Source organism: Streptomyces sp. bgisy100, from assembly GCF_057709105.1.
In genome coordinates, this window is record NZ_JBYITE010000007.1 from 136,844 (window position 1) to 155,511 (window position 18,668).

General features: G+C 70.8%; 16 protein-coding genes and 1 pseudogene. 6 read left to right on the forward strand and 11 right to left on the reverse strand.

Going from position 1 to position 18,668, the window contains the following annotated elements; genetic code table 11:
* Positions 1-98: 98 nt before the first annotated feature.
* A complete protein-coding gene (locus AC3EQ1_RS07350; RefSeq protein WP_432093470.1) occupies positions 99-863 on the forward strand; it encodes a YqjF family protein in 765 nt (254 codons plus the stop codon).
* A gap of 316 nt (positions 864-1,179) precedes the next feature.
* Here the strand turns inward: AC3EQ1_RS07350 and AC3EQ1_RS07355 are convergent, their stop codons facing one another.
* On the reverse strand, positions 1,180-1,794 hold the full coding sequence (locus AC3EQ1_RS07355; RefSeq protein WP_432093471.1) for a hypothetical protein: 615 nt from the start codon (positions 1,792-1,794) through the stop codon (positions 1,180-1,182).
* A gap of 273 nt (positions 1,795-2,067) precedes the next feature.
* On the opposite strand from AC3EQ1_RS07355, the gene AC3EQ1_RS07360 reads away from it, so the two are divergent.
* Positions 2,068-3,312 carry an MFS transporter gene (locus AC3EQ1_RS07360; RefSeq protein WP_432093472.1) on the forward strand — a complete coding sequence of 415 codons (1,245 nt, stop codon included), beginning with the start codon at positions 2,068-2,070 and terminating at the stop codon, positions 3,310-3,312.
* Positions 3,313-3,405: 93 nt separating this feature from the next.
* Here the strand turns inward: AC3EQ1_RS07360 and AC3EQ1_RS07365 are convergent, their stop codons facing one another.
* On the reverse strand, positions 3,406-4,143 hold the full coding sequence (locus tag AC3EQ1_RS07365) for an SDR family oxidoreductase (RefSeq protein WP_432093473.1): 738 nt from the start codon (positions 4,141-4,143) through the stop codon (positions 3,406-3,408).
* 93 nt (positions 4,144-4,236) lie between these two features.
* On the opposite strand from AC3EQ1_RS07365, the gene AC3EQ1_RS07370 reads away from it, so the two are divergent.
* Complete coding sequence (locus AC3EQ1_RS07370) at positions 4,237-5,085, forward strand: LysR family transcriptional regulator (RefSeq protein ID WP_432093474.1); 849 nt, start codon at positions 4,237-4,239, stop codon at positions 5,083-5,085.
* A 235-nt stretch (positions 5,086-5,320) separates the two neighbouring features.
* Here AC3EQ1_RS07370 and AC3EQ1_RS07375 read toward each other — a convergent pair whose 3' ends face one another.
* The 6 genes from AC3EQ1_RS07375 to AC3EQ1_RS07400 all read right to left on the reverse strand — a co-directional run bounded on the left by AC3EQ1_RS07375 (position 5,321) and on the right by AC3EQ1_RS07400 (position 10,886).
* Positions 5,321-5,641, reverse strand: coding sequence for a hypothetical protein (locus AC3EQ1_RS07375; protein WP_432093475.1), 321 nt, complete (start codon positions 5,639-5,641; stop codon positions 5,321-5,323).
* A 423-nt stretch (positions 5,642-6,064) separates the two neighbouring features.
* Positions 6,065-6,637: a GNAT family N-acetyltransferase gene (locus AC3EQ1_RS07380; protein WP_432093476.1), complete on the reverse strand. Its 573-nt coding sequence runs from the start codon at positions 6,635-6,637 to the stop codon at positions 6,065-6,067.
* 112 nt (positions 6,638-6,749) lie between these two features.
* A complete protein-coding gene (gene tpg, locus AC3EQ1_RS07385) occupies positions 6,750-7,304 on the reverse strand; it encodes a telomere-protecting terminal protein Tpg (RefSeq protein ID WP_432093477.1) in 555 nt (184 codons plus the stop codon).
* Between the two features lie 9 nt (positions 7,305-7,313).
* On the reverse strand, positions 7,314-9,719 hold the full coding sequence (gene tap / locus AC3EQ1_RS07390; RefSeq protein ID WP_432093478.1) for a telomere-associated protein Tap: 2,406 nt from the start codon (positions 9,717-9,719) through the stop codon (positions 7,314-7,316).
* Positions 9,720-9,912: 193 nt separating this feature from the next.
* A complete protein-coding gene (locus AC3EQ1_RS07395) occupies positions 9,913-10,167 on the reverse strand; it encodes a hypothetical protein (protein ID WP_432093479.1) in 255 nt (84 codons plus the stop codon).
* Between the two features lie 371 nt (positions 10,168-10,538).
* The gene (locus AC3EQ1_RS07400; protein ID WP_432093480.1) at positions 10,539-10,886 is read right to left on the reverse strand and encodes a winged helix-turn-helix transcriptional regulator; all 348 of its coding nucleotides are present in this window, start codon (positions 10,884-10,886) and stop codon (positions 10,539-10,541) included.
* 76 nt (positions 10,887-10,962) lie between these two features.
* On the opposite strand from AC3EQ1_RS07400, the gene AC3EQ1_RS07405 reads away from it, so the two are divergent.
* Entirely contained in the window at positions 10,963-11,853 is an 891-nt protein-coding gene (locus AC3EQ1_RS07405) for an NAD(P)-dependent oxidoreductase (RefSeq protein WP_432093481.1), read from the forward strand.
* A 200-nt stretch (positions 11,854-12,053) separates the two neighbouring features.
* Here the strand turns inward: AC3EQ1_RS07405 and AC3EQ1_RS07410 are convergent.
* Positions 12,054-12,194, reverse strand: a pseudogene (locus AC3EQ1_RS07410) (Tn3 family transposase); the annotation flags it as partial.
* 167 nt (positions 12,195-12,361) lie between these two features.
* Between AC3EQ1_RS07410 and AC3EQ1_RS07415 the strand changes: the two are divergent.
* On the forward strand, positions 12,362-13,222 hold the full coding sequence (locus tag AC3EQ1_RS07415; protein ID WP_432093482.1) for an LLM class flavin-dependent oxidoreductase: 861 nt from the start codon (positions 12,362-12,364) through the stop codon (positions 13,220-13,222).
* A 264-nt stretch (positions 13,223-13,486) separates the two neighbouring features.
* Here AC3EQ1_RS07415 and AC3EQ1_RS07420 read toward each other — a convergent pair whose 3' ends face one another.
* On the reverse strand, positions 13,487-14,722 hold the full coding sequence (locus tag AC3EQ1_RS07420) for a dienelactone hydrolase family protein (protein ID WP_432093483.1): 1,236 nt from the start codon (positions 14,720-14,722) through the stop codon (positions 13,487-13,489).
* 472 nt (positions 14,723-15,194) lie between these two features.
* Here AC3EQ1_RS07420 and AC3EQ1_RS07425 point away from each other — a divergent pair, with 472 nt between their 5' ends.
* The gene (locus AC3EQ1_RS07425; RefSeq protein ID WP_432093484.1) at positions 15,195-15,551 is read left to right on the forward strand and encodes a peptidase inhibitor family I36 protein; all 357 of its coding nucleotides are present in this window, start codon (positions 15,195-15,197) and stop codon (positions 15,549-15,551) included.
* 91 nt (positions 15,552-15,642) lie between these two features.
* Here AC3EQ1_RS07425 and AC3EQ1_RS07430 read toward each other — a convergent pair whose 3' ends face one another.
* Positions 15,643-17,262 carry an alkaline phosphatase family protein gene (locus AC3EQ1_RS07430; RefSeq protein ID WP_432093515.1) on the reverse strand — a complete coding sequence of 540 codons (1,620 nt, stop codon included), beginning with the start codon at positions 17,260-17,262 and terminating at the stop codon, positions 15,643-15,645.
* Positions 17,263-18,668: the final 1,406 nt, after the last annotated feature.

Below are 18,668 nucleotides of genomic sequence, written 5' to 3' on the forward strand. Positions count from 1 at the left end.
TGCGGCCGCCCCCGCGCGGTCCACGGCGCCCGCCGACCGGCCGGTACTCCCTCCCCGGCCCCGCGGCACGTGACCGGTCCTCCTGAGACACTGTCCGGGTGACGCTCACTCCTCGCGCGCCGGAAGCCATCACCCCGGGCCCGCCCGGCGACACCCCCTGGCCCCTGCTCACCCAGTCCTGGCTGGATCTCGCGTTCCTCCACTGGGCGGCCGATCGGGACGAGGTGGCGAGGCTCCTGCCGGCCGGGACGGTGCCCGACACGCTGAACGGCGTCACCTATGTCGGGCTCGTGGCCTTCCGGATGCACCGGGTGGGCTGGTTCCGTCTCCCCGGCGTCCCCTATCTGGGCACCTTTCCCGAGACCAACGTCCGGCTGTACTCGGTCGACGGGCACGGCCGCCGCGGTGTGGTCTTCCGCTCGCTCGACGCCTCCCGGCTGATCCCGGTGGCGGTGGCCCGCGCGGCCTTCCGGCTGCCCTACCTGTGGTCCCGGATGAGCGTCGAGCGGGACGGTGACACCCTCACGTACACCAGTACGCGGCGCTGGCCGGGTCCCCGCGGGGCACACAGCCGGATCGCGGTACGCGTGGGCGAGCCGGTGGCCGAACCGACTGAGCTGGAGCACTTCCTGACGGCGCGCTGGGGCATGCACAACGCCTTCTTCGGGCGCTCGGTGTACTTGCCGAACACCCACCCGCGCTGGCCCCTGCACCGCGCCGAACTCCTCACGTGCGACGAGGACTTGATAGCGGCGGCGGGACTTCCGGCCCCCACCGGGGCGCCGGTGAGCGTGCTGTACTCGCCGGGGGTGCCCGTGCGCTTCGGCCGCCCCGCACGGCCGGGCGGGGTCCCCACACCCTGACACCGGGTGGCCACCCGAAGTGTTCGGCAACCCGTGGGGGGACCGAACACTTCGGGCGTTCGAGCGGCCCGGGCCGACCTGGCCGGGCCCGTACTCGTCCAGGCAGATGAGCGACTGCGATGCCGGATCGGCGTCTTCCAGCAGCAGCCACCCGCCCGGCCGCAGGGCTCCGGTCGGCCCTCGGTGACGGCAGGCCCCAGTACGTTCGGGACTGGGCCGGATCGCCGCCGACGTGCCAGTACGCCCAGGCGGCGAGCTCCACGTCCGCTCCGCCGACAAAGGGTTTCCACTCCGCGAGCGGCCCGGAACCACCTGCTCAGCCCTGGTGAGGAGGTTTCCCGCCAACAGCGGCCGCCTCGTTCGGCACCCGGACTCGTTCCATGGACCACGCCCCCAGGCCCACCAGTACGGCCGCTCCGGCCGCGTAGACCGGCAACCACAGGGTCGTCGTGGCGGACAGGCAGTCGGCAACGGCCTCATGGGCCTGGACGTCCTGTGTATGCGAGAGGGCGGCACCGTCGCGGCCGGCGAGGTTCGCGAGGGCTGCCTCCGTCCGGATGCTCTCGTAGGTGCCCAGCGCAACACACCTGTCACGGGTGCCCGGCATCGGGAACAGCCACGCCCAGCGCTGCAGCATGGGCGCCAGTGCGATCGCTGCACACAGGCCGACGACCAGCGAATACGCCACCAGATTCCGCCCGTACGCGGACCGGAGGCCCGGCGTCCAAGTCGGCAGCCGGTAGAAGGAGAAGATCACCGCGAGGAGCGTCACCCCGATGTACGTGGCGAACCACTGCCAGGATCCCTGCGCGAGGGTGGCCGTCAGCACGGCGGCGAGTGCGATGCCGATGACCCCCGGCTGCCCTGGAGCGTCGGGGCCCGCCCCGGTGGTTGCCGCATTCCGGGCCGCTCGAGTGCTGTGATCGTCCACGGTCCTCCCGCCTGGTTCGGCATCAGCATCCAGGTCCGTCGTGCCCTCGGCCCGAAGCCATGCCGGACCGAAGCGAAAGCCTGGCCCGGTTGGCGGGATTTCCGCCGTCCCGGCAGACTCGTGCCGAGCTCGCCCGGGCTCGGGCCGTCAGCGTCGGGTGTGTTCGGTGATTCCGTCGCTGCGGCGTGACGTCACAGCCCAGCTGTTTGCCCCCGGGACAGTGCGGCCGGTGTGATGCGGGGACTCGAACATCGGTTGTCGCGAGGGAGTCGCATGCGCGGGCAGTTGGGGCGCAGTTTCGGTTGGCTGTGGTCGGCCTATGCCGTCAGTACCTACGGAACGTGGATTGCCTTCGGTGCGTTCCCGCTGATCGCGGTTAAGGTGCTGAACTCGCCGGCCTTCGCCGTGTCGCTCCTGGAGGCGGCCGGTCCTGCCGTCGCGGCGATGGTCGCGTTCTCGCTCGGGCCGTGGGTCGAGCACCGGGCCAAGCGTCCGGTGATGATCGCGACGGACCTGATCCGGTTCGTCGCGATGGCCAGCGTTCCGGTCGCGTACGTCCTCGGCCTGCTGTCCTACGGCCAACTGCTGGTCGTCTCGGTCGTCTCCGGGACCGCGAGCATCGCCTTCACTGCCGCATCCGGCGCGTATCTGAAGCATCTCGTCCGGGGCGATCACCTCCTTGTGGCGAACGGGAGATTCGAGGGGACGAGCTGGGTGGCGACGGCGGCGGGTCCGCCCCTCGGTGGTGCGCTCACAGGGTTGCTCGGCCCGGTCGTCACGGTCCTGGCCGACGCCCTCAGCTACCTGCTGTCCGCGCTCGGGGTCCTCCGCATCCGCGGAAGCGACGTCGCCGCGCCTCGCAACCGGGCCACCGGGTTACGCGGAGCCGACCTGCTCGTCGGCTGGCGGTTCATCCTCCGCGACCGCGTAATGAGGCGCCTGTTCCTCAACTCGGTGCTGGTCAGCGGCCTCATCATGGCCACCGTCCCGCTGCTGGCCGTTCTCCTGCTGGGCCAGTACCACTTCCCGGCCTGGCACTACGGCCTTGCCTTCGGCATCCCGGCACTCGGCGGCTTCGTCGGTGCCCGCCTGTCCGTGCGCCTCGTGAACCGCTACGGCCGGCACCGGGTCATGACCGTCTCCGGCTGGCTGCGCTCGCTCTTCCCCCTCGGTCTCGCGTTCGTCCGTCCCGGCCTCCCAGGACTCCTCACCGTGATCATCGTCGAGGGCCTGCTGATCACCTGCATGGGCATCTTCAATCCGGTCTGCGCAACAGAACGCCTGCAACGGACGCCCGCGGATCACACCGCCCGCATCCTCAGCACATGGAGTGCCGTCAGCAGACTCATGCAAGCCGCCCTGATGGTGCTCTGGGGCATTCTCGCCACCCTCACCGGCCCGCTCGCCGCGATCACCATGTCCGGGGTTCTCCTGCTCGCCACCCCGCTTCTGCTGCCGAGACGGATACATGTGTCCGCACCTGAGCCCGTCGCGTCCATCGAGGACACCCGGGCATGAATCACCGCCTCACCCCGCTCACCCCGTAGGGCGCCACTGGGCTCATGGAGCGCGGACCCACCCACCGCTGTCTTCCGCCTTCTTCCGTGGGGGCTACCAGGGGATGGCGCCGTCGTCCTCGAAGAACCCGCCGGTCGGGCCGCCGTCGGGCAGCGTGGCGAGGCGGATTGCTGTGGCCGCGCCCTGCTCGGGCGTGCGGGGTCCTCGGAAGCCGTTGAAGTCCGTGGCGACGAAGCCCGGGCAGGCAGCGTTGACCAGGATGTTCGTGTCGGCCAACTGCCGTGCGTACTGCACGGTGACGGCGTTGAGGAACGACTTCGACGGCGCGTAGACCGCCATGACCGGGCCGGCCTCGATGTCGGGGTCGGCCTGCCGGGTCAGCGAGGCGACGCTGCTGGAGACGTTGACGATGCGCGGCGACGCCGAGCGCCGCAGCAGCGGCAGCATCGCGTTGGTCACCCGCATGACACCGATGACGTTGGTCTCCACGACGGTCCGGAGGTCGCCGAAGTCGACCGCGGTCGGGTCCTGTGCCCACTCCGGCCCCAGCTCTCCCGAGATACCGGCGTTGTTGACCAGGGTGTCCAGGTGCCCGGTGAGTCCTTCGACCAGGTCGGCGGCCCGGGTGACGCTCTGGTGGTCGGTCACGTCCAACGGCACCTCGAACGCGTCCGCCCCGGCGGCGCGCAGCTTCTCGACCGCGGCCTCGCGCCGCGTCCGGTCGCGGGCTCCCACACCCACCCGGTAGCCGAGAGCCCCCAGCCCGGCCGCGATCTCGTATCCGATTCCTTTGTTCGCGCCGGTCACCAGCGCAAGCTTCTTCTCGCTCATGCCGTCGATGCTGTCCCGTCGGCCGGTCGCCGATCCAACACCGATCCGGTCTCCTGTGATACCTGCCGGGTATGACACCAGTACGCTGGGGTCGTGGACGGTCTGGAGATGCGTGAGCTGAGGTACTTCACAGCGGTCGCCGAGGAGTTGCACTTCGGCCGCGCCGCCGAGCGCCTCGGCATGGCTCAGCCGCCGCTGTCCCGGGCGATTCAGCGTCTGGAACGGCGGCTCGGCGTCCTGCTGCTGGAGCGCAATCGCCGCGGCGTCGCCCTCACCGGCGCCGGTGAGGTGCTGCTGAACGAGGCCCGCGTCACCCTCGACGCGGCCGCCGCCGCGGCTCGCCGCACCCGGCGCGCCGCGTCCCCCCGCGGTCCGTTGGTGCTGGTGACGAAGGCCACCGGGTCCCACGAAATCCTGCGGAAGCTGCTCGACGCCCACGCCGCCGAACCCGACGCGGCCGAGGTCGAGGTGGTGCTGTGCGGAATCGGTGAGGAGGAACGGCTCCTGCGCGACGGCCGGGCCGACGCGGCGCTGCTGCACCCTCTCTTCAGCTCCCTCGCCGGGTTCGACAGCGAGGAGTTGCTGGCCGAGGGGCAGGTTGCCGTCCTGCCTGCCGGACATCCCCTGGCCGCGCGCCCGTTCCTGTCCATGGCCGACGTCGACGATGTCCCCGGCCTGCCGCCCGCCCGCTGGCCCCGCCGCGACGGGACCTATCCGCCCGGAGCGGGTCCGGAGATCCGCGACCTGTCGCAGCTGGCCCAACTGATCGCCCTCGGACGCACCCTGGCCGTCGTCCCCGCCTCCGCCCGCGCCTGGTTGTGGAGCGCGCACGCCGCCGTCCCCCTCACCGACGCACCCGCCGTGACCACCCACATCGCCTGGCCCTCGCACAGCCGCTCCCGCGCCCTCGCCGGGCTGATCCGCACAGCCAGCCGGCTGTGACGAGGCAACTCGCCGCGCTTCGGTCTTCGTGGCCGTCCCGTCGGGAGCCGGCGGCCGGCGAACGGTGCGGCGACCACAGGCGTATCCATCGGTGTCACCGGCTCCGGCGCTCCGCCCATCGCCTGGGCCTCCCAGCAGCCCCGTATCCCCGCATACCCGCAGCCCCGCAGCCCCGGCGGATGGAAGCCGTGTCAGGAACAGTGCGGCGGGCCATGACGGAAGTCGCTTCAACCGGTCACAGACCGGCGATGTCCCCGGCCCTCTTGAACACGGAGTCGAGTGTGTCCACCACGGCGTTGCTCCGCCTCGCCCGCGCCGCCCGGTCCGCCGGCACCAGCCGCGCGGCGGCCTGCACGGCGTAGGCGTCCGGGTCGCCGAAGGCAGTCCGCGGGTGCTCCCCAGTCTCCGCGCAGTGCGCCGTGACATCCTTGACCGCCTGGAGCACGACTGCCCGGTCCACGCCCGGCTGCATGGCCAGCCGTACCTGGAAACGCGCCATCCACCGTTCGCGGTCCTTCTCCCTGGCCGCGTCCGCCTTCCGCTCCCTCTTCGCCATCTGCTCTCCCGGGTGATCCGCAGTCGTCCGTCACCGAGTGGGACGCCGGGGCATCGAAGTGGGTTGCGGCAGCGGGAATCCGATGAGTTTCAGCCGGCTACCGGGGAGCCGCATTGACTCTGCCGACCGGTCCCCTGGTACAGAACGTCACCGATCACGGACTCCGGCACGGCTTCCAGCCCCGCGTGCCCTGTCCGGAAGTCCTGGTGACAACAGCCTGCCTTGGTGACGGCTTCGCACTTCGGCTCACTGTGCCGAAGCACGATAGTTGGCACCAGGGAGGTCGACTGAGCTGCGGCCCTCCCAGCGCTGAGGCACTGCAGTCGTCACCGAAAGGACACGCTGCTTGTCACCAACGCCAGAACCGGCAGGGTTGTTGTCACCGGCCTCGCTTCTCCTTCGACACGCTGGGATGAGTCCGGGTCAGGCCGTTCGCTCTCCTCCGGCGCTGGGCCGATCTGAGGCAGGGCTCCTGGCTGAGGCGATGTCGTCGCGGAGCAGGCTGTAGCGCACGACGTCCCGCCACTGCCCGTCCCGGAACACGGTGCTGCGCAGCACGCCCTCGCGGGTGAAGCCGGACTTCTCCAGTGCGCGCTGCTCAGCGACGTTCCCCATCTCGGTGTCCGCCTCGAGTCTGACCACCGGTGTGTGCGCGAACAGGTACCGCGTCAGCAGCCGCTGGGCCTGCGTGCCGACACCCCGGCCCCGGGCTTCTGACAGCAGCTGGGCTCCGATGTTCCAGCAGTAGGAGCTCCTCGAGGTCACGACCTTCCGCCATGCCACGAAGCCGAGCCGGTCGGCGCCGGATACCACCATCAGCTGACCGCCCTCATCGCTCAGCAGGCCGTCCTGCACCCAGCGCCGCCGCCAGCGCCCCGGATCTGACCAGCCCAGCCACTGGAAGGGCCCGGTCGCCTCCGGATCTGTCAGGAACCGCTCAAGCACCGGAAGATCATCCTCGGCCACTGGACGCAATATCACGGCATCGTCGCTCATCGAGTCACTCTAGGACGTGCTGACGATCTTGGTGACAACAATCCTGCTGATGTGCCAACTATCGTGCTTCGGCACACTCACAACACCTCAGCCACGGCTTCTCGTTGTCCGGTCAGAAGTCCAGCTCCACGTAGTCGATGTCGGTGAACTCGACCTGCAGTCCCTCGGCGCGCCGGCCACCGTCCTTGAAGTAGACCTCCTGGAGCCCCTCGGCGGCGATGCCCCGTAGCTGCTGGTCGGTGGCTCCGGCGGCCTGGGCGTCGAAGAGCCGGGCCGCGTACTCCGGCGGCAGGTGCTGGGTGACGCGACGGAGCCGCGCGTCGTCGGTGGAGCCGGGGGCCGCGGTGAAGCCGAACCGCGCGCGGGTCTCGATGACGATGCCGGTGGCGGTGGCGGCCTGCTTCCTGGCCCGGTCCCGCACCCGCGGCTGCCAGCGTTTGCGCACCTCGTCCGCCAGCCGGGCCGCGAGCTCCGGACGCGGGCGCTTCAGCTCGCCCTTGACGTAGCGCTCCACGGTCCGCTGCGAAACGCCCAGCAGTTCGGCCACGGCCCTGGTGCCCTTGAGCTGCTTGACCAGGAACCGCATCCGGGCCTGCGCCGACTTCGGCATCGGCCGGGTGAAGTTCGCCGCCGTGGCCCGGTCGAGACTGTCCTCGAAGATGCCCATGGTCCTCTTCTACTCTCCGTCGTCGGCGGCGTCGGTGCCCTTGATGTGCCGGGCGGGGTTGTTCCCCTCGTCCAGTAGCTGTACCGCCCACAACAGGTCCCGGGTGCCCTCGTGCTTGACCATGCCGGGGCTGACGCCCAGCCGGAAGCAGCCGGGGGCGGGCTTCCCGTCCGGGGTGCGGGGCAGGACGTCCAGCGGGCTCGGGCCGTCGGAGAGGTAGACCGCGCAGTCGGACAGCAGGGCGACGGGGAGGAGCGCGTCGTCGTCGAACCGGAGGTGGCCGGTGGGTGGCGCGGACCGCTGGGTGGCCAGTGCGGTCCTGACCAGCTTACGGTGCATGTTGACCCGGGCGGTGGAGATGACGGCGGCACGGATGTCCGGGCGCCAGGTGGGCCGTTCCAGGGCCGGCCAGCGTTCGCCGAACCGGTATCCCATGCCCTGGGGGCGCTCCCGCAGCTTGCCGATGCCGCCCTTGACGGTGGACTTGATGGCGGTCAGCACCGCGGCCAGGCCCGGGTCCCGCTGCCGGTGGTGTTCCATCGCGGCCAGGAACTCCCGCTCCGGCATGCCGCTGGTGACGCCCAGGTCGGCCATGGTCGCCTTGTACGCCTCCGCGAGGTGCTTGTACCAGGGGTCCAGGTAGGGGCCCGATTCGCGGCGGATCCATGCTTCCAGCGGCTGGACGGTGACGGGGAGCCGGTAGGTGTCGATCAGCTCCTGGGCGTAGGCGACGGTCGGTGTCGCGTACCAGGCCGGGCCCTCCGGGCGGCTGCCGTCCGGAGTGAACGGGCTGGGCAGGCGCGGGTCGAGTTCGATGCCGGACAGGTCCACCAGCCAGGAGCCCGGGGTCTTCTTGTCGAAGACCGGCGACGTCACGTGGACCGGTGCGCCGAGGCCTACCGGGAGCCGGTTGGCGGCGGCGAGGAAGGCGGTGTTCACATCGATGCCGACCGCGAACCGGCGCTCGCACTCGGCGTCGGTGAGCAGTTGCGGGTCACGGATCCACTCGTACGCCTCCTCGTCCAGGACTTCGGCCGGGGTGCGCTGGTGGCTGCGGGGGTGGAGGGCCGCGGCGACGGGGTGTTCGGCGGGAGCCTCGGGGGGTGCGGGGTCGACGGCTTCGGTGAGCGAACCGGGGACCGGTCCGGAGGCCCACCCTCCGGTGGCCTCGTCGCGTACGGCGCGGGTGGGCGGGCGCAGCGCGGTCATGGCTTCCAGGCCGGAGACGGCGGCGGAGCCGCGGGGTGTGATGACCCGGGTCGCGTAGGTGCCGAGCAGCTGTGCCAGGTCGGCCGCCGGCAGTCGGTCGGCGGTTCCCCAGGAGCGGGAGTCCAGGGCGTCCCAGGGCAGGACGGCCAGTTGGACGCAGTGGCGGCGGCCGCCCTGCGCGGGGCGGTAGACGCGGGCCCAGGGGCCGAATCCGCGGCGGGTCAGCTGCCACTTCGCGCGCTTGATGTCCTTGACGACCCGGTGGTCGTCGGGCAGCCGGAGCCCGCGCCGGTCGGCCAGCCGCACCGGGAGGCCGAGGCGCTCGGCGGCCGCAGCGGTGAGGACGATCAGCGGGTCGGAGTCCTTGCCCGCGGCGTGCAGCCGGGGCGCCCCCAGCCGCGCTTCGCGGAGGGTCCATTCGACCAGGGAGACGATGCTGTCGGCCGGGCAGTCGATGACCAGGCCGCCGAGGCAGTACAGCGCACCGTCGCCGTCCAGTACGCCGAGCGGTCCATGGACGAACCGCTCGTCGGCTGCGGGAGCGGCCGAGGCCGGGGTCGGAGTGCTCGCGGCCTCGCGCCGCGGGCCGGGGTTCCGCGCGTCGGCGTTCCGCGGGCCGGGGTTCCGCTCACCGCGCGGCGGGCCGGACTTCCGCGCCCCCGGCTCCTGCGGACCCGGCCGTCGTGAACCGGACTGTCGCGAACCGGACCGCTGGGAACCGGCCCCCTGGGGGCCGGGCCTCCGGGAGCCGGGCCCGGCGTCCACCTCCTCCGCCTCGTTCATCTCGTCGGTCGGAGCAGGCCGGGTCACCGAAGGGCCGGTTTCACTGCCGGGCCGCGGCACCACGTCGGGTGCTGACAGCGCCGTCGGGGCGGCGGTGCGCTGCATGGGCGCCGCAGACACAGGGGCGGGCGGTACGGGCGCTGATGGGGCCTGGACCGGGGCCTGGGTCACCACGGTGCCGTCCGGCGGATAGAGCTTCGCCAGCTCCCGCAGAAGGTGCGCATAGTCGTCCCGCTGCGGCGGCCGCGGATCGGTCCTGCCGTTCTCCCAGTTCACCAGCGTGGCACGGCGCACCCCGAGCGCGTCGGCCACCTGGTCCTGGGTCAGGCCGTGCGCCTTGCGCAACCGCTCGCGTTCCGCGGGCGGAGGGAGGACGGGCTGACTGGCGATCAGAGCGTTGATCGCGGCAAGTCGATCGGACATGGAACACCTCCGGGGCCCATACTAGCGCCTGGATTCGACATTCTGCGTACTATCCGCGCTCATTTGCACGTGACATGGGTGCGGCAGCCTCACCGGAGGAAGAACCTCCGCTTACCCTGGGCTCGCCACGGGCAGACCGGGCGAGCCCGCCCCGGCCCAGTTCTCGTATAGCTACGACGAAGGGACAAGTAGCTCAGCGTGATGTCAGGGCTCCTGCTTCGATGCGGGCGTCGGGAAGGGCTCCGCTGTTCAGGTCGGCGAAGTCTGCGTGGGCCTGGTCGACGGCTTCGGGGTACGCCTCGTGCTTGGCGCGCTCGGCGAGTGCTCGGTAGATACTCGCGAGAGAGGGGCTATGTCCCTTGCGCTTGCCGGTGGGGATGATCAGGTCGGGCTGGATCTGCTCGACGGACTCGCCGCCCGCGCGGCGCCGGAGCACGGTGTGGAGCATGTCGTCGGTGATGACCGGCGGCCGGCCGGGGGGAGTGCTATTGAGGGACCGTCATGGGCCCGGATTTTCGCACAATGCAGGTCTCAGAAGGGGCTCGTCCCGCCTTTGAGTGAGAATGGGTTCTGCGAACGAATCCGGGACCGGGGAGGGTCCGGCAACCCAGGATTGATCTTGCTCGCGCAAAGGACCGTTTCTGGGAGTCAGGCGATGCCGAGTGGTCGACAAGGGCCGTGAAGCCAGGCGTAAACGAGTACCCCACTCGCACAGATCCCCTATCCGGCGGTCTGTGCGGATTATGCCGTCGCGCGACGCCATCTCGCTGCTCCGGGGCATGTGCGGGGGCGTCCCTCTCGGCCACTCAACGCGAGCGGTCAAGGCGCTTCGTGGTGCGCGCTCCGCTCACCGAGGAGGTGCTCCCTGCCCCAGGCGCCCAGGGGGCCCAAGGCCTCATTCAGGGAGACACCAAGCGGGGTTAGGGCATAAGTGACGCGGCGTACCGCCCCATCGAAAGCCTCCTCCCGGAAGATAATGCGATCGCCCTCCAACTCCCGCAGATGCGAGGCGAGAACCTTCTCGGTAACGCCGGGGATGCCACGCCTCAGCTCACCGAACCGGCAGGGCCCTCCCTCTAGCGCCCACAGGATGAGCACCTTCCACTTGCCACCGACCACGTCGATCGCTGCGTCGATGCCGCACACGTAAGCGTCCCGCCTGGTCATCCACTCACCTTAAGGTAACCACCCACAAAAGAGTGCGTACTTGATCAAGGTCTGGGTGTAAACGAGCCTGATCGGCATGGACACCCACAGCACTTCCAAGACTCCCATCACGCTCCTTGGCCTCGGCGACATGGGCACCGCGCTCGCTCGCGCCTGGCTGACCGCGGGACACCCGCTGACCGTCTGGAACCGCACCCCGGAAAGGGCCGAACCACTGGCAGGAGAGGGTGCCCGGGCGGTGGCCACCCCGGCCGAGGCGGTAGCTTCGGCAACCGGTCCCGTCGTCCTCTGCCTGCTGGACGACGCCTCCGTAGGCGAGGCTTTGGACGGCACCGACCTGAACGGCAAGGACGTGGTCAACTTGACCACCAACACCCCCGCCCAGGCCCAGCAGCGCGCCCGCTGGGCCGAGGAGCGCGGGGCTCGTTTCCTGGACGGCGGGATCATGGCCGTCCCTCCGATGATCGGCCGACCGGAGACCGGCGGCTACATCTTCTACAGCGGCGACCACGCGCTGTTCGAACGCCACCGCAAGGCACTGGCAGCTCCCGCCGGCGTGAAGTTCGTCGGCAAGGACCCCGGCCACGCCGCGCTGCACGACATCGCCTTGCTCAGCGCGATGACCGGCATGTTCGCAGGTATCACCCACGCCTTTGCCTTGGTGGGCCCCGAGAAGGACCTCGACCGGCCCCGGTTCGCCACGCTGCTCGCGGAATGGCTCGGCGCCATGTCCGGAGCCGCCCACGGCATTGCCGCCCAACTGGAAAGCGGCAACTACACCGAGGGAGTCACTTCCAACCTCGCCATGATGACGGCGGCCAACGACACACTCCTGGCCACGGCGCAGGACCAGTCCGTCGATCCTCAGCTTCTCACCCCCTATATGGAGCTGATGCGCCACAGGGTTGCCCAGGGCCACGGCGACGAGGGCCTGGCGGGCACCGTCGGCCTGCTCAGCAGCGAGTGATGGTTCACGCGTTCGCAGCATTGCGTGACGGCTCCCGCCCGGCACCCTTACGTCATGCCGAGGCGGAGGACGGCTCGCCCCGCGGGCTGCGTGCGCGTGGGCCGGGCACCGTCGTCCGGATGGACAGGCCCAGATCGAGGCGGCTGTTCATGTCCAGCTCGAACTCTCCCCGGCCGCCGGCCGGTACAGCTCGCCGATCCGATGTTCTTCAGCCTCGGCATCAGCTTGAAGTCGAGCATGTGAGCGAAGGCGAACCCGACGATGGAGGCGCCGTGGGTGTCGGTGTACTGCCGGCCCACCTCCATGTCGGTGCAGTGCCGCAGTACGCCCTCGATCATCGAGAACAGGACCGCCCCCGGTGCGCCGGGGGCCACTCCGGGAACGGATCTGCACACCAACCGGCACGGCCCGGCACCGGCACCGGCACCGGCACCGGCACCGGCAAGGGAACCCGTTTGGCTGGAAATATCCGCTTGCCGCCGCTCCCCCCACCCCGGAGCATGCCGTTATGCGCTTCTCGATCAACATTCCGAATTTCGGTGACTTCGCGGACGCACGGACCGTTGCGGAAGTGGCCCACGCAGCGGAACAGGCCGGATGGGACGGCCTGTTCGTCTGGGACCATGTGGTGCACGACAAGCGACAACGGCGGGCCTTCGGGGATCCCTGGATGCTGCTCACCGCCGCGGCGCTCGCCACCAGCCGTATCCGGCTCGGCACGCTCGTCACCCCCGTCGCCCGGCGCCGTCCCCACCAGCTCGCCCGGCAGGTGGCCACGCTGGACCACGTCAGCGGGGGCCGGGTCGTCTTCGGAGCCGGGCTGGGCGGCCCCATCGAGGACGAGTACGGCAGCTTCGGTGAGCCCACCGACCCGACGGTGCTGGCCGAGCACCTGGACGAGGGCCTGGGCCTGCTCGAACGCTACTGGTCCGGTGAACCGGTGACCCACCACGGCGACCACTACGAGGTGCGGGATGTCACCCTGCTGCCCCCGACGGTGCAGCGCCCCCGGGTGCCCGTCTGGATCGCCGGGTTCTGGCCGCGCCGCCGCCCGATGCGCCGGGCCGCGCGGTGGGACGGCGCGGTGCCGCTCTTCGAGTCCGCGAAGCACGGTCACGCACCGCCCGTCGACGAAGTCCGGGAGCTGGCGCGCTACGTGGACACTCAGCGGGGCGGGCGGAACGGAGAACCGTTCGACCTCGTCGTCGGTGGCACCAGCCCCACGGACACCGCGGCGGCGCACGACCTGATCGGGCCGCTGATCGACGCCGGCGCCACCTGGTGGGACGAGCGCCATGTCATCGACGAGGGCATCGACAGACTCGCCCCGCTGATGCGGCGCATCGAGCACGGCCCGCCCCGCTTCTGACCGTTCGCGGTCCACCTGTGCCACCGAGCCCTCGGCCGGAAACACAATGGAGCGGCCGAAACAGCAGAGACAGGAAGTCAGCTGGACCGACCGGGCCGCGTGGTGGTGCGGAGCGAGCCGCGTGGTGGTCGGTTCGCCCTTCCGCGAGGAACCGGCGCGTGAGCGGCACCGCCGGGGTCTCGTCGCCGGGCACCGGGCCCCGCCCGGCCGGGCGCGATCCTCCGGGCGCGGGCGGCCGACGGCTGCCACACGCCCCTTGCCCGGTCAGAAGCCCTCCCCCTTCGGCACCTGCAGGTCCTTCGGGATCGCGGGGAGCACCCGCTGCTTCGAAGCGGTTTCGCGCATGCTGCCGGGACGGGTGAAGGCATCGCGGCCGGCCTGCTGGAAGGTGACCGTGGGGCCGCCTTTCCGCAGGTTGCCGCCCTTGGGGCGCAGGCCGTCGAGTGCGGGGAGTTCGTAGGAGGTGGCACCGCGGGCGGCCTGGGCGAGGAAGGCCGCGGTCATCTGAGCCACTTGGGCGCGTGCCGCGGCCGGGGAAGCGACCTCGGACGCCGGGCAGTCACCGTTGCCGCCGTCCTGGCCGGTGGGCGCGAGGTTGGTGTTGAGCATGCGGTGGCCGGTGCCCGCCAGGAGCGCGTCCGCGGCGACCTGCGTCGAACCGGATTCGGCGAGCTTCTTCATGGTGTCCAGGCCCGCGTCCGGCCCGAGGTCCTCGTCGCAGGCACCCCGGATGTTGAGGACAGGCACCTTGTGCGGCGCCCGCTCGGCGTTCTCCGCCGGCTCGACGGCCACGGCCCCGAAGAGCCCGGCGCGTTCGGCGGCCTTCGGCGACAGCACGTAGCCGCCACCACGGCTGTGTCCCACCAGGCCCACGCGGGAGGTGTCGATCCGCCCCTTGACGCCCGGCAGGTCGAGGCCGTGCGTGATGCCCCGGTTGACGTCGGAGAGCAGCTTCAGGTGGGTGCCGACCAGTTGGGTGTAGCCCTTCTCGGCCACCGTCTCGCCTCCCCACCAGTACTCGGCGGCCGTCACATCGATGGACACCGCGACGAAGCCTTTACGGGTCAGCGCCTGCACCATGTGGGACAGCCCCGCGTCCTGCCGCAGATAGTCGGGCCCCACTCCCTGCGCTTCCCCCGTCTCGGCCTTGCCGGATGACGCGCAGACCAGGGGCCAGCGGGTCTTCACCGCATCGCGGGCGATCCCGGGTGCTCCGTCCCGGACACAGTTGTGGTGCAGACCGTGCAGCACGACCACGACCGGGTGGGGGCCGTTGCCCTGAGGCATGCCCAGGACGCCGTGTACCTGGGTGGGATTGCCCCTGCCCCCGGGGACGTTCTTGATCATGCCGGGGGCGAGCCGGTAGCGCGTGAGCCCGTCCGCACTGCCCCGCTGGGTATGAGTGGTGCCCCCGGAGGCCTCGAAGGCACCGGTGGTGAGGGACAGGCCCACAGCGGAAGCGGCGAGGAGAACCGCGGGCCAGAGGAGCGCTTTCTTCATGCCCCTGAGGATGCAGAACGGAAAGACCGGGTTCCGCATTCACCGGGCGCGATCACCGCCGCTCGCCGTGCCGGGCCGGTGGCGCGTGCGGCGCCGCTTCGGAGTACTCGCGTCAGGACCCGACAAAAGAGCTCGCTGTCACTTCTGTTCCGGGGGACAAGGAATCTCGGCGAATCCGCCCTTCGGTGGACCGTCGAGAGAGGTGGGCGCACAGTGCGGTCCGACTCCGGTTGTTCGTTCAAGTACGCTGTGGCGACTGCATGTTCGGGTGAACCGGGGTCCACTCCGGTCCACCAACGGGGGGGTATACGAGCACAGGAGCGACCGATGGCTGTGTCGTGCGTCTTCGACGTGATCGACCCGCCCTTCATGCAGGCCGCGATTCGACCAGGACCTCATCGGGCGGGTTCCCCGCAACGGGTCCGGTGATCGAAGTCGGCACGGTTCAACGGTTCCGAGAGAAGGAAGTTCTGTGCTCTCCTACAAGCGCATGGCACGATCGGCGAGTGTGCTGCTCGCAGCGGGTTGCGTCGCTCTGACCATTCCCGCGTCCCCCGCCTACGCCGCGAGCGGCAGCTGCCAGAGGGACAGTGTGTGCCTCTGGTCCAAGGAGCACTTCACGGGCCAGTACGGCCGCATCGACGCGATGAAGAACCAGTGCTACAGCACCCGCTCCGTCGGGGCGAAGTCGATGACCAACCACACCCGTTTCCTGCTCAACGTGTATTCGAAGCCCGGCTGCAAGGGCAAGGTGTTCTCCATGAACTGGAACGTGAAGCTGGGGGACGGGTTCCCGTTCCCGGCCAAGAGCTTCAAGACCGGCGGCTGACGTAAGACCCGGTGCATCACAGGAGGGCCCCGGAGCCGACGCGCCGGGGCCCTCCCGCTCCCCCCCTGGGGTTACCGCTCCCTCCCTGGGGCTACCGCTTCTTCCCGCTCGTGGAGACGGCCGGCTCGGAGCCCTGCTTCGCTCCGTTCCCGCCGTGCCCGGAGCCGTGGTGCGGGCCGTACGCGGTCAGGAACCGGTCGCGGAAGGAGTCCATCGGCCACACCGGCGCCTTCGGGCTGGGCTTCAGCCCTTCCTCCCACCCCCAGCCGGATATGCGGTCCAGCACCGCGGGGTCGCGGGCGACGATGGAGATCGGCACGTCCCGGTTGGCGTGGTCACCGGTGACCATGGGGACCGGCTGGTGGTCACCGAGGAAGACGAGCACGGTGTTGTCCTTGCCGTACTTCTCCAGGTACTCGGTGAGGCTGGTCACCGAGTACTGGATGGAGCGCCGGTACTCGTCGGCCACGTGGTCCGGGTCCTTCCACACCTCTTCGGGGTCCTTGCCGGCCTTGTTGATGGCCTTGTAGACCGAGCCGTCGCCCACCTCGTCCCAGCCGATCATCTTGGGTATGGGCGCCCAGGGCTGATGGCTGGAGACGAGGATGGCCTCGGTCATCAGCGGCTTGGATCGCTTCTTGCCGTGCTCCAGGCGTTCGAAAGCCTTGAGACTGTACTGGTCCGGCACGGGCGACCAGCTGAACTTCGGACCCCGGTAGCCGATGTCACGCGAGTCGTAGACATGGTCGAGGCCATAGAACTTGCCCTCCGGCCAGGCCCGGGTGACGCCGGGCATCAGGCCGACCGTCCGCCAGGCGTTCGTCCGCTGGAAGGCACCGGTCAACGTGAAGCGGTCGCTCGACGTGACGCTCCGGTAGCGCTGCTGGTTCTTGATCCAGAGGCCCGAGTTGAAAGTCGAGTGGGCCAGCCAGCTGCCGCCGCCGAACGTCGGCGAGTGGAGGAACGCGCTGCGGGAGTGGAAGCCGGCGGCACGCAGGGCGGTGTTCCGCTTCTTGAGCACGTCGCCGACCTGCCGCGCCATCCTCGGGTCCTCGATGGCGCTGCGGCCGTAGCTCTCGATGAACGCGAAGATGACGTCCTTGCCCCGCAAGCCGGTCAGCAACTGGTCGGGCGGAGTCCTACGAAACCGGTCGGCAGCGGCTTCCTTGGCGAACTGCCGCTCGTCCCGGATGCCGGCCCGCACCCGGTCCACCCGGTCGTCGACGCGCGCCACCGTGGTCTTGGCCGCGACGGGAACGCCGGCGATCTGCAGGCCCAGGGCGGTGCAGATGACCCATACGGTTCCCAGCACCAGGGTGGTGCGGGTCGCCACCGCGCTGTGGCGGGCCATCAGACGGGTCAGCCGGAGGACCGACAGCGTCATGAGGACCAGCAGGGCGAGCACGAGGAGCACGACGCCGATGACGGCACCGATCGCGCCCGCCTGCCCGACCGAGTCCCTCAGGTACGCCTCGGCGTCGTCGAACAGAATCCAGTCGAGGATCAGGTCGAACGGCCGGTCCAGCACCGAGTGGAAGCCCATGTCCAGCAGGTTCAGGACGGTGAGCAGGCCGAGCCCCACTCCGCCGAGCACCGCCGTCACCCGCCTCGCCTTCGGCGGCAGGACGAGCAGCAGAGCGGCGCCGAAGACGGCCTCCACCGGGATGCGGAGGAACGCGCCGGGGGTGAGGCGGGGAAGCTGGTTCGGCATCAGGAGGGCGCACAGCACGAGGGCCCCGGCCAGTCCGGTGGTCACCCACCGCAGGGTCCGCGCCGCAACCGGATGCCCGCCCAGCCGGCCACCGCCCGAGGCCGCGTCACCGGGGGCGCCGCCATCGGAGCCGCCGTCGCCACCGCTGTTCCCGGTGGCGCCCTCCTCCGCATTCTTGGTGACGGCCTTCTCCGCGTTCTTGGTGACGGCCTTGGGCTCGACAACCTCGGGGTCAGCGGACGGCGCCTCGCCGGTCCCAGCGGTGACAGCGGCATCCGCGGTGCCACGCCGACGAGCAGCGGCCGCACCCGACGCCACCCCACCCCGCTCGTCCGGGCCGCGCTCCCCCGCGCCGCCGGACTCCTGCCCGCTGCCGTCCCCCGAGCCGCCCGAGCCCGCCCGAGTGCCGCGCCCCTCGGCGCCGCCCCCCGCACCGCCGGACTCCTCGGCGCCGTCCCCCGCGGCGCCGTCCCCCGCGGCGCCGTCCCCCGCGGCGCCGTCCCCCGCGGCACCGGACACCTCGACACCGGCACTTCCGTCCGGGCCGTTCTCGGTCCCGGCGTCCTTCACCCCCGAAGGCTGTTCGGGGCGGTCCCCCGCCGACCCCGCTTCGCCCGAGTCCTTCGCTTCCGCGCTGCCCTTCCCGTTGCCCGCGGTAGCGAGTACGGCCCCGTCCGGGCCGTCGGTGTCGCCGCTCCTCTCCGGATGCGCGTCCTCCGGATGCACGTCCTCCGGATGTGTGGCCTCCGGTTGTTCGGTCTCCGGTTGTTCGGTTTCCGGGGCTGCAGAGCTGTCGGAGGGCACCGGCCGGCCGGTCTCCTCGGTTCCGGTGCCGTCGGAGCCCGCGGCTCCGGCTCCCCCCGGGCCGGCATTCCCATGAGCCGCTGATCCGCCGGTACTGCCGGCAGCGTCGTGATCCGAGACGTCGTCGGACGCATCCTCCGGAGGACCGTCCTGCCGTTGAACCTCTTCTGTGGTCGCCTTGTCCGTATTCGGAAGCTGACGAGAGCTTGTGAAGCGCGACAACCCGAAGGTCCTTCCTTGCGAAAGCCGGTGGTGGCACGGCGGGCCAGGCTCGGGAGTTCTGGGCCGCCGATATCTGTACGGCCCACCGGCTGCTTCAGTTCAATCGGCGGAGCTCCGGTCCGCCAGGCCCGCGAGCGGCGCGCAGGCGCCGCTCGGCGAAGCCGCCGCAAAGCGCACCAACTCCCCCATGACCTGCGCTTCCGGGGTTTCACAGCAGGGGTCGCGCGCGGGATGCCCGGGCCATGACGACCGGACGCTTGGGACCGCGCACACTTCCCGGCATTCCGGGACGTTGCCCTCCGCATCGGCGCCGCCATCGCAGGGCGACCGTCGGTGGCGGCCCCTCTCGCGCCCGGTCGGCGGGCCACCGGAAGGCGACG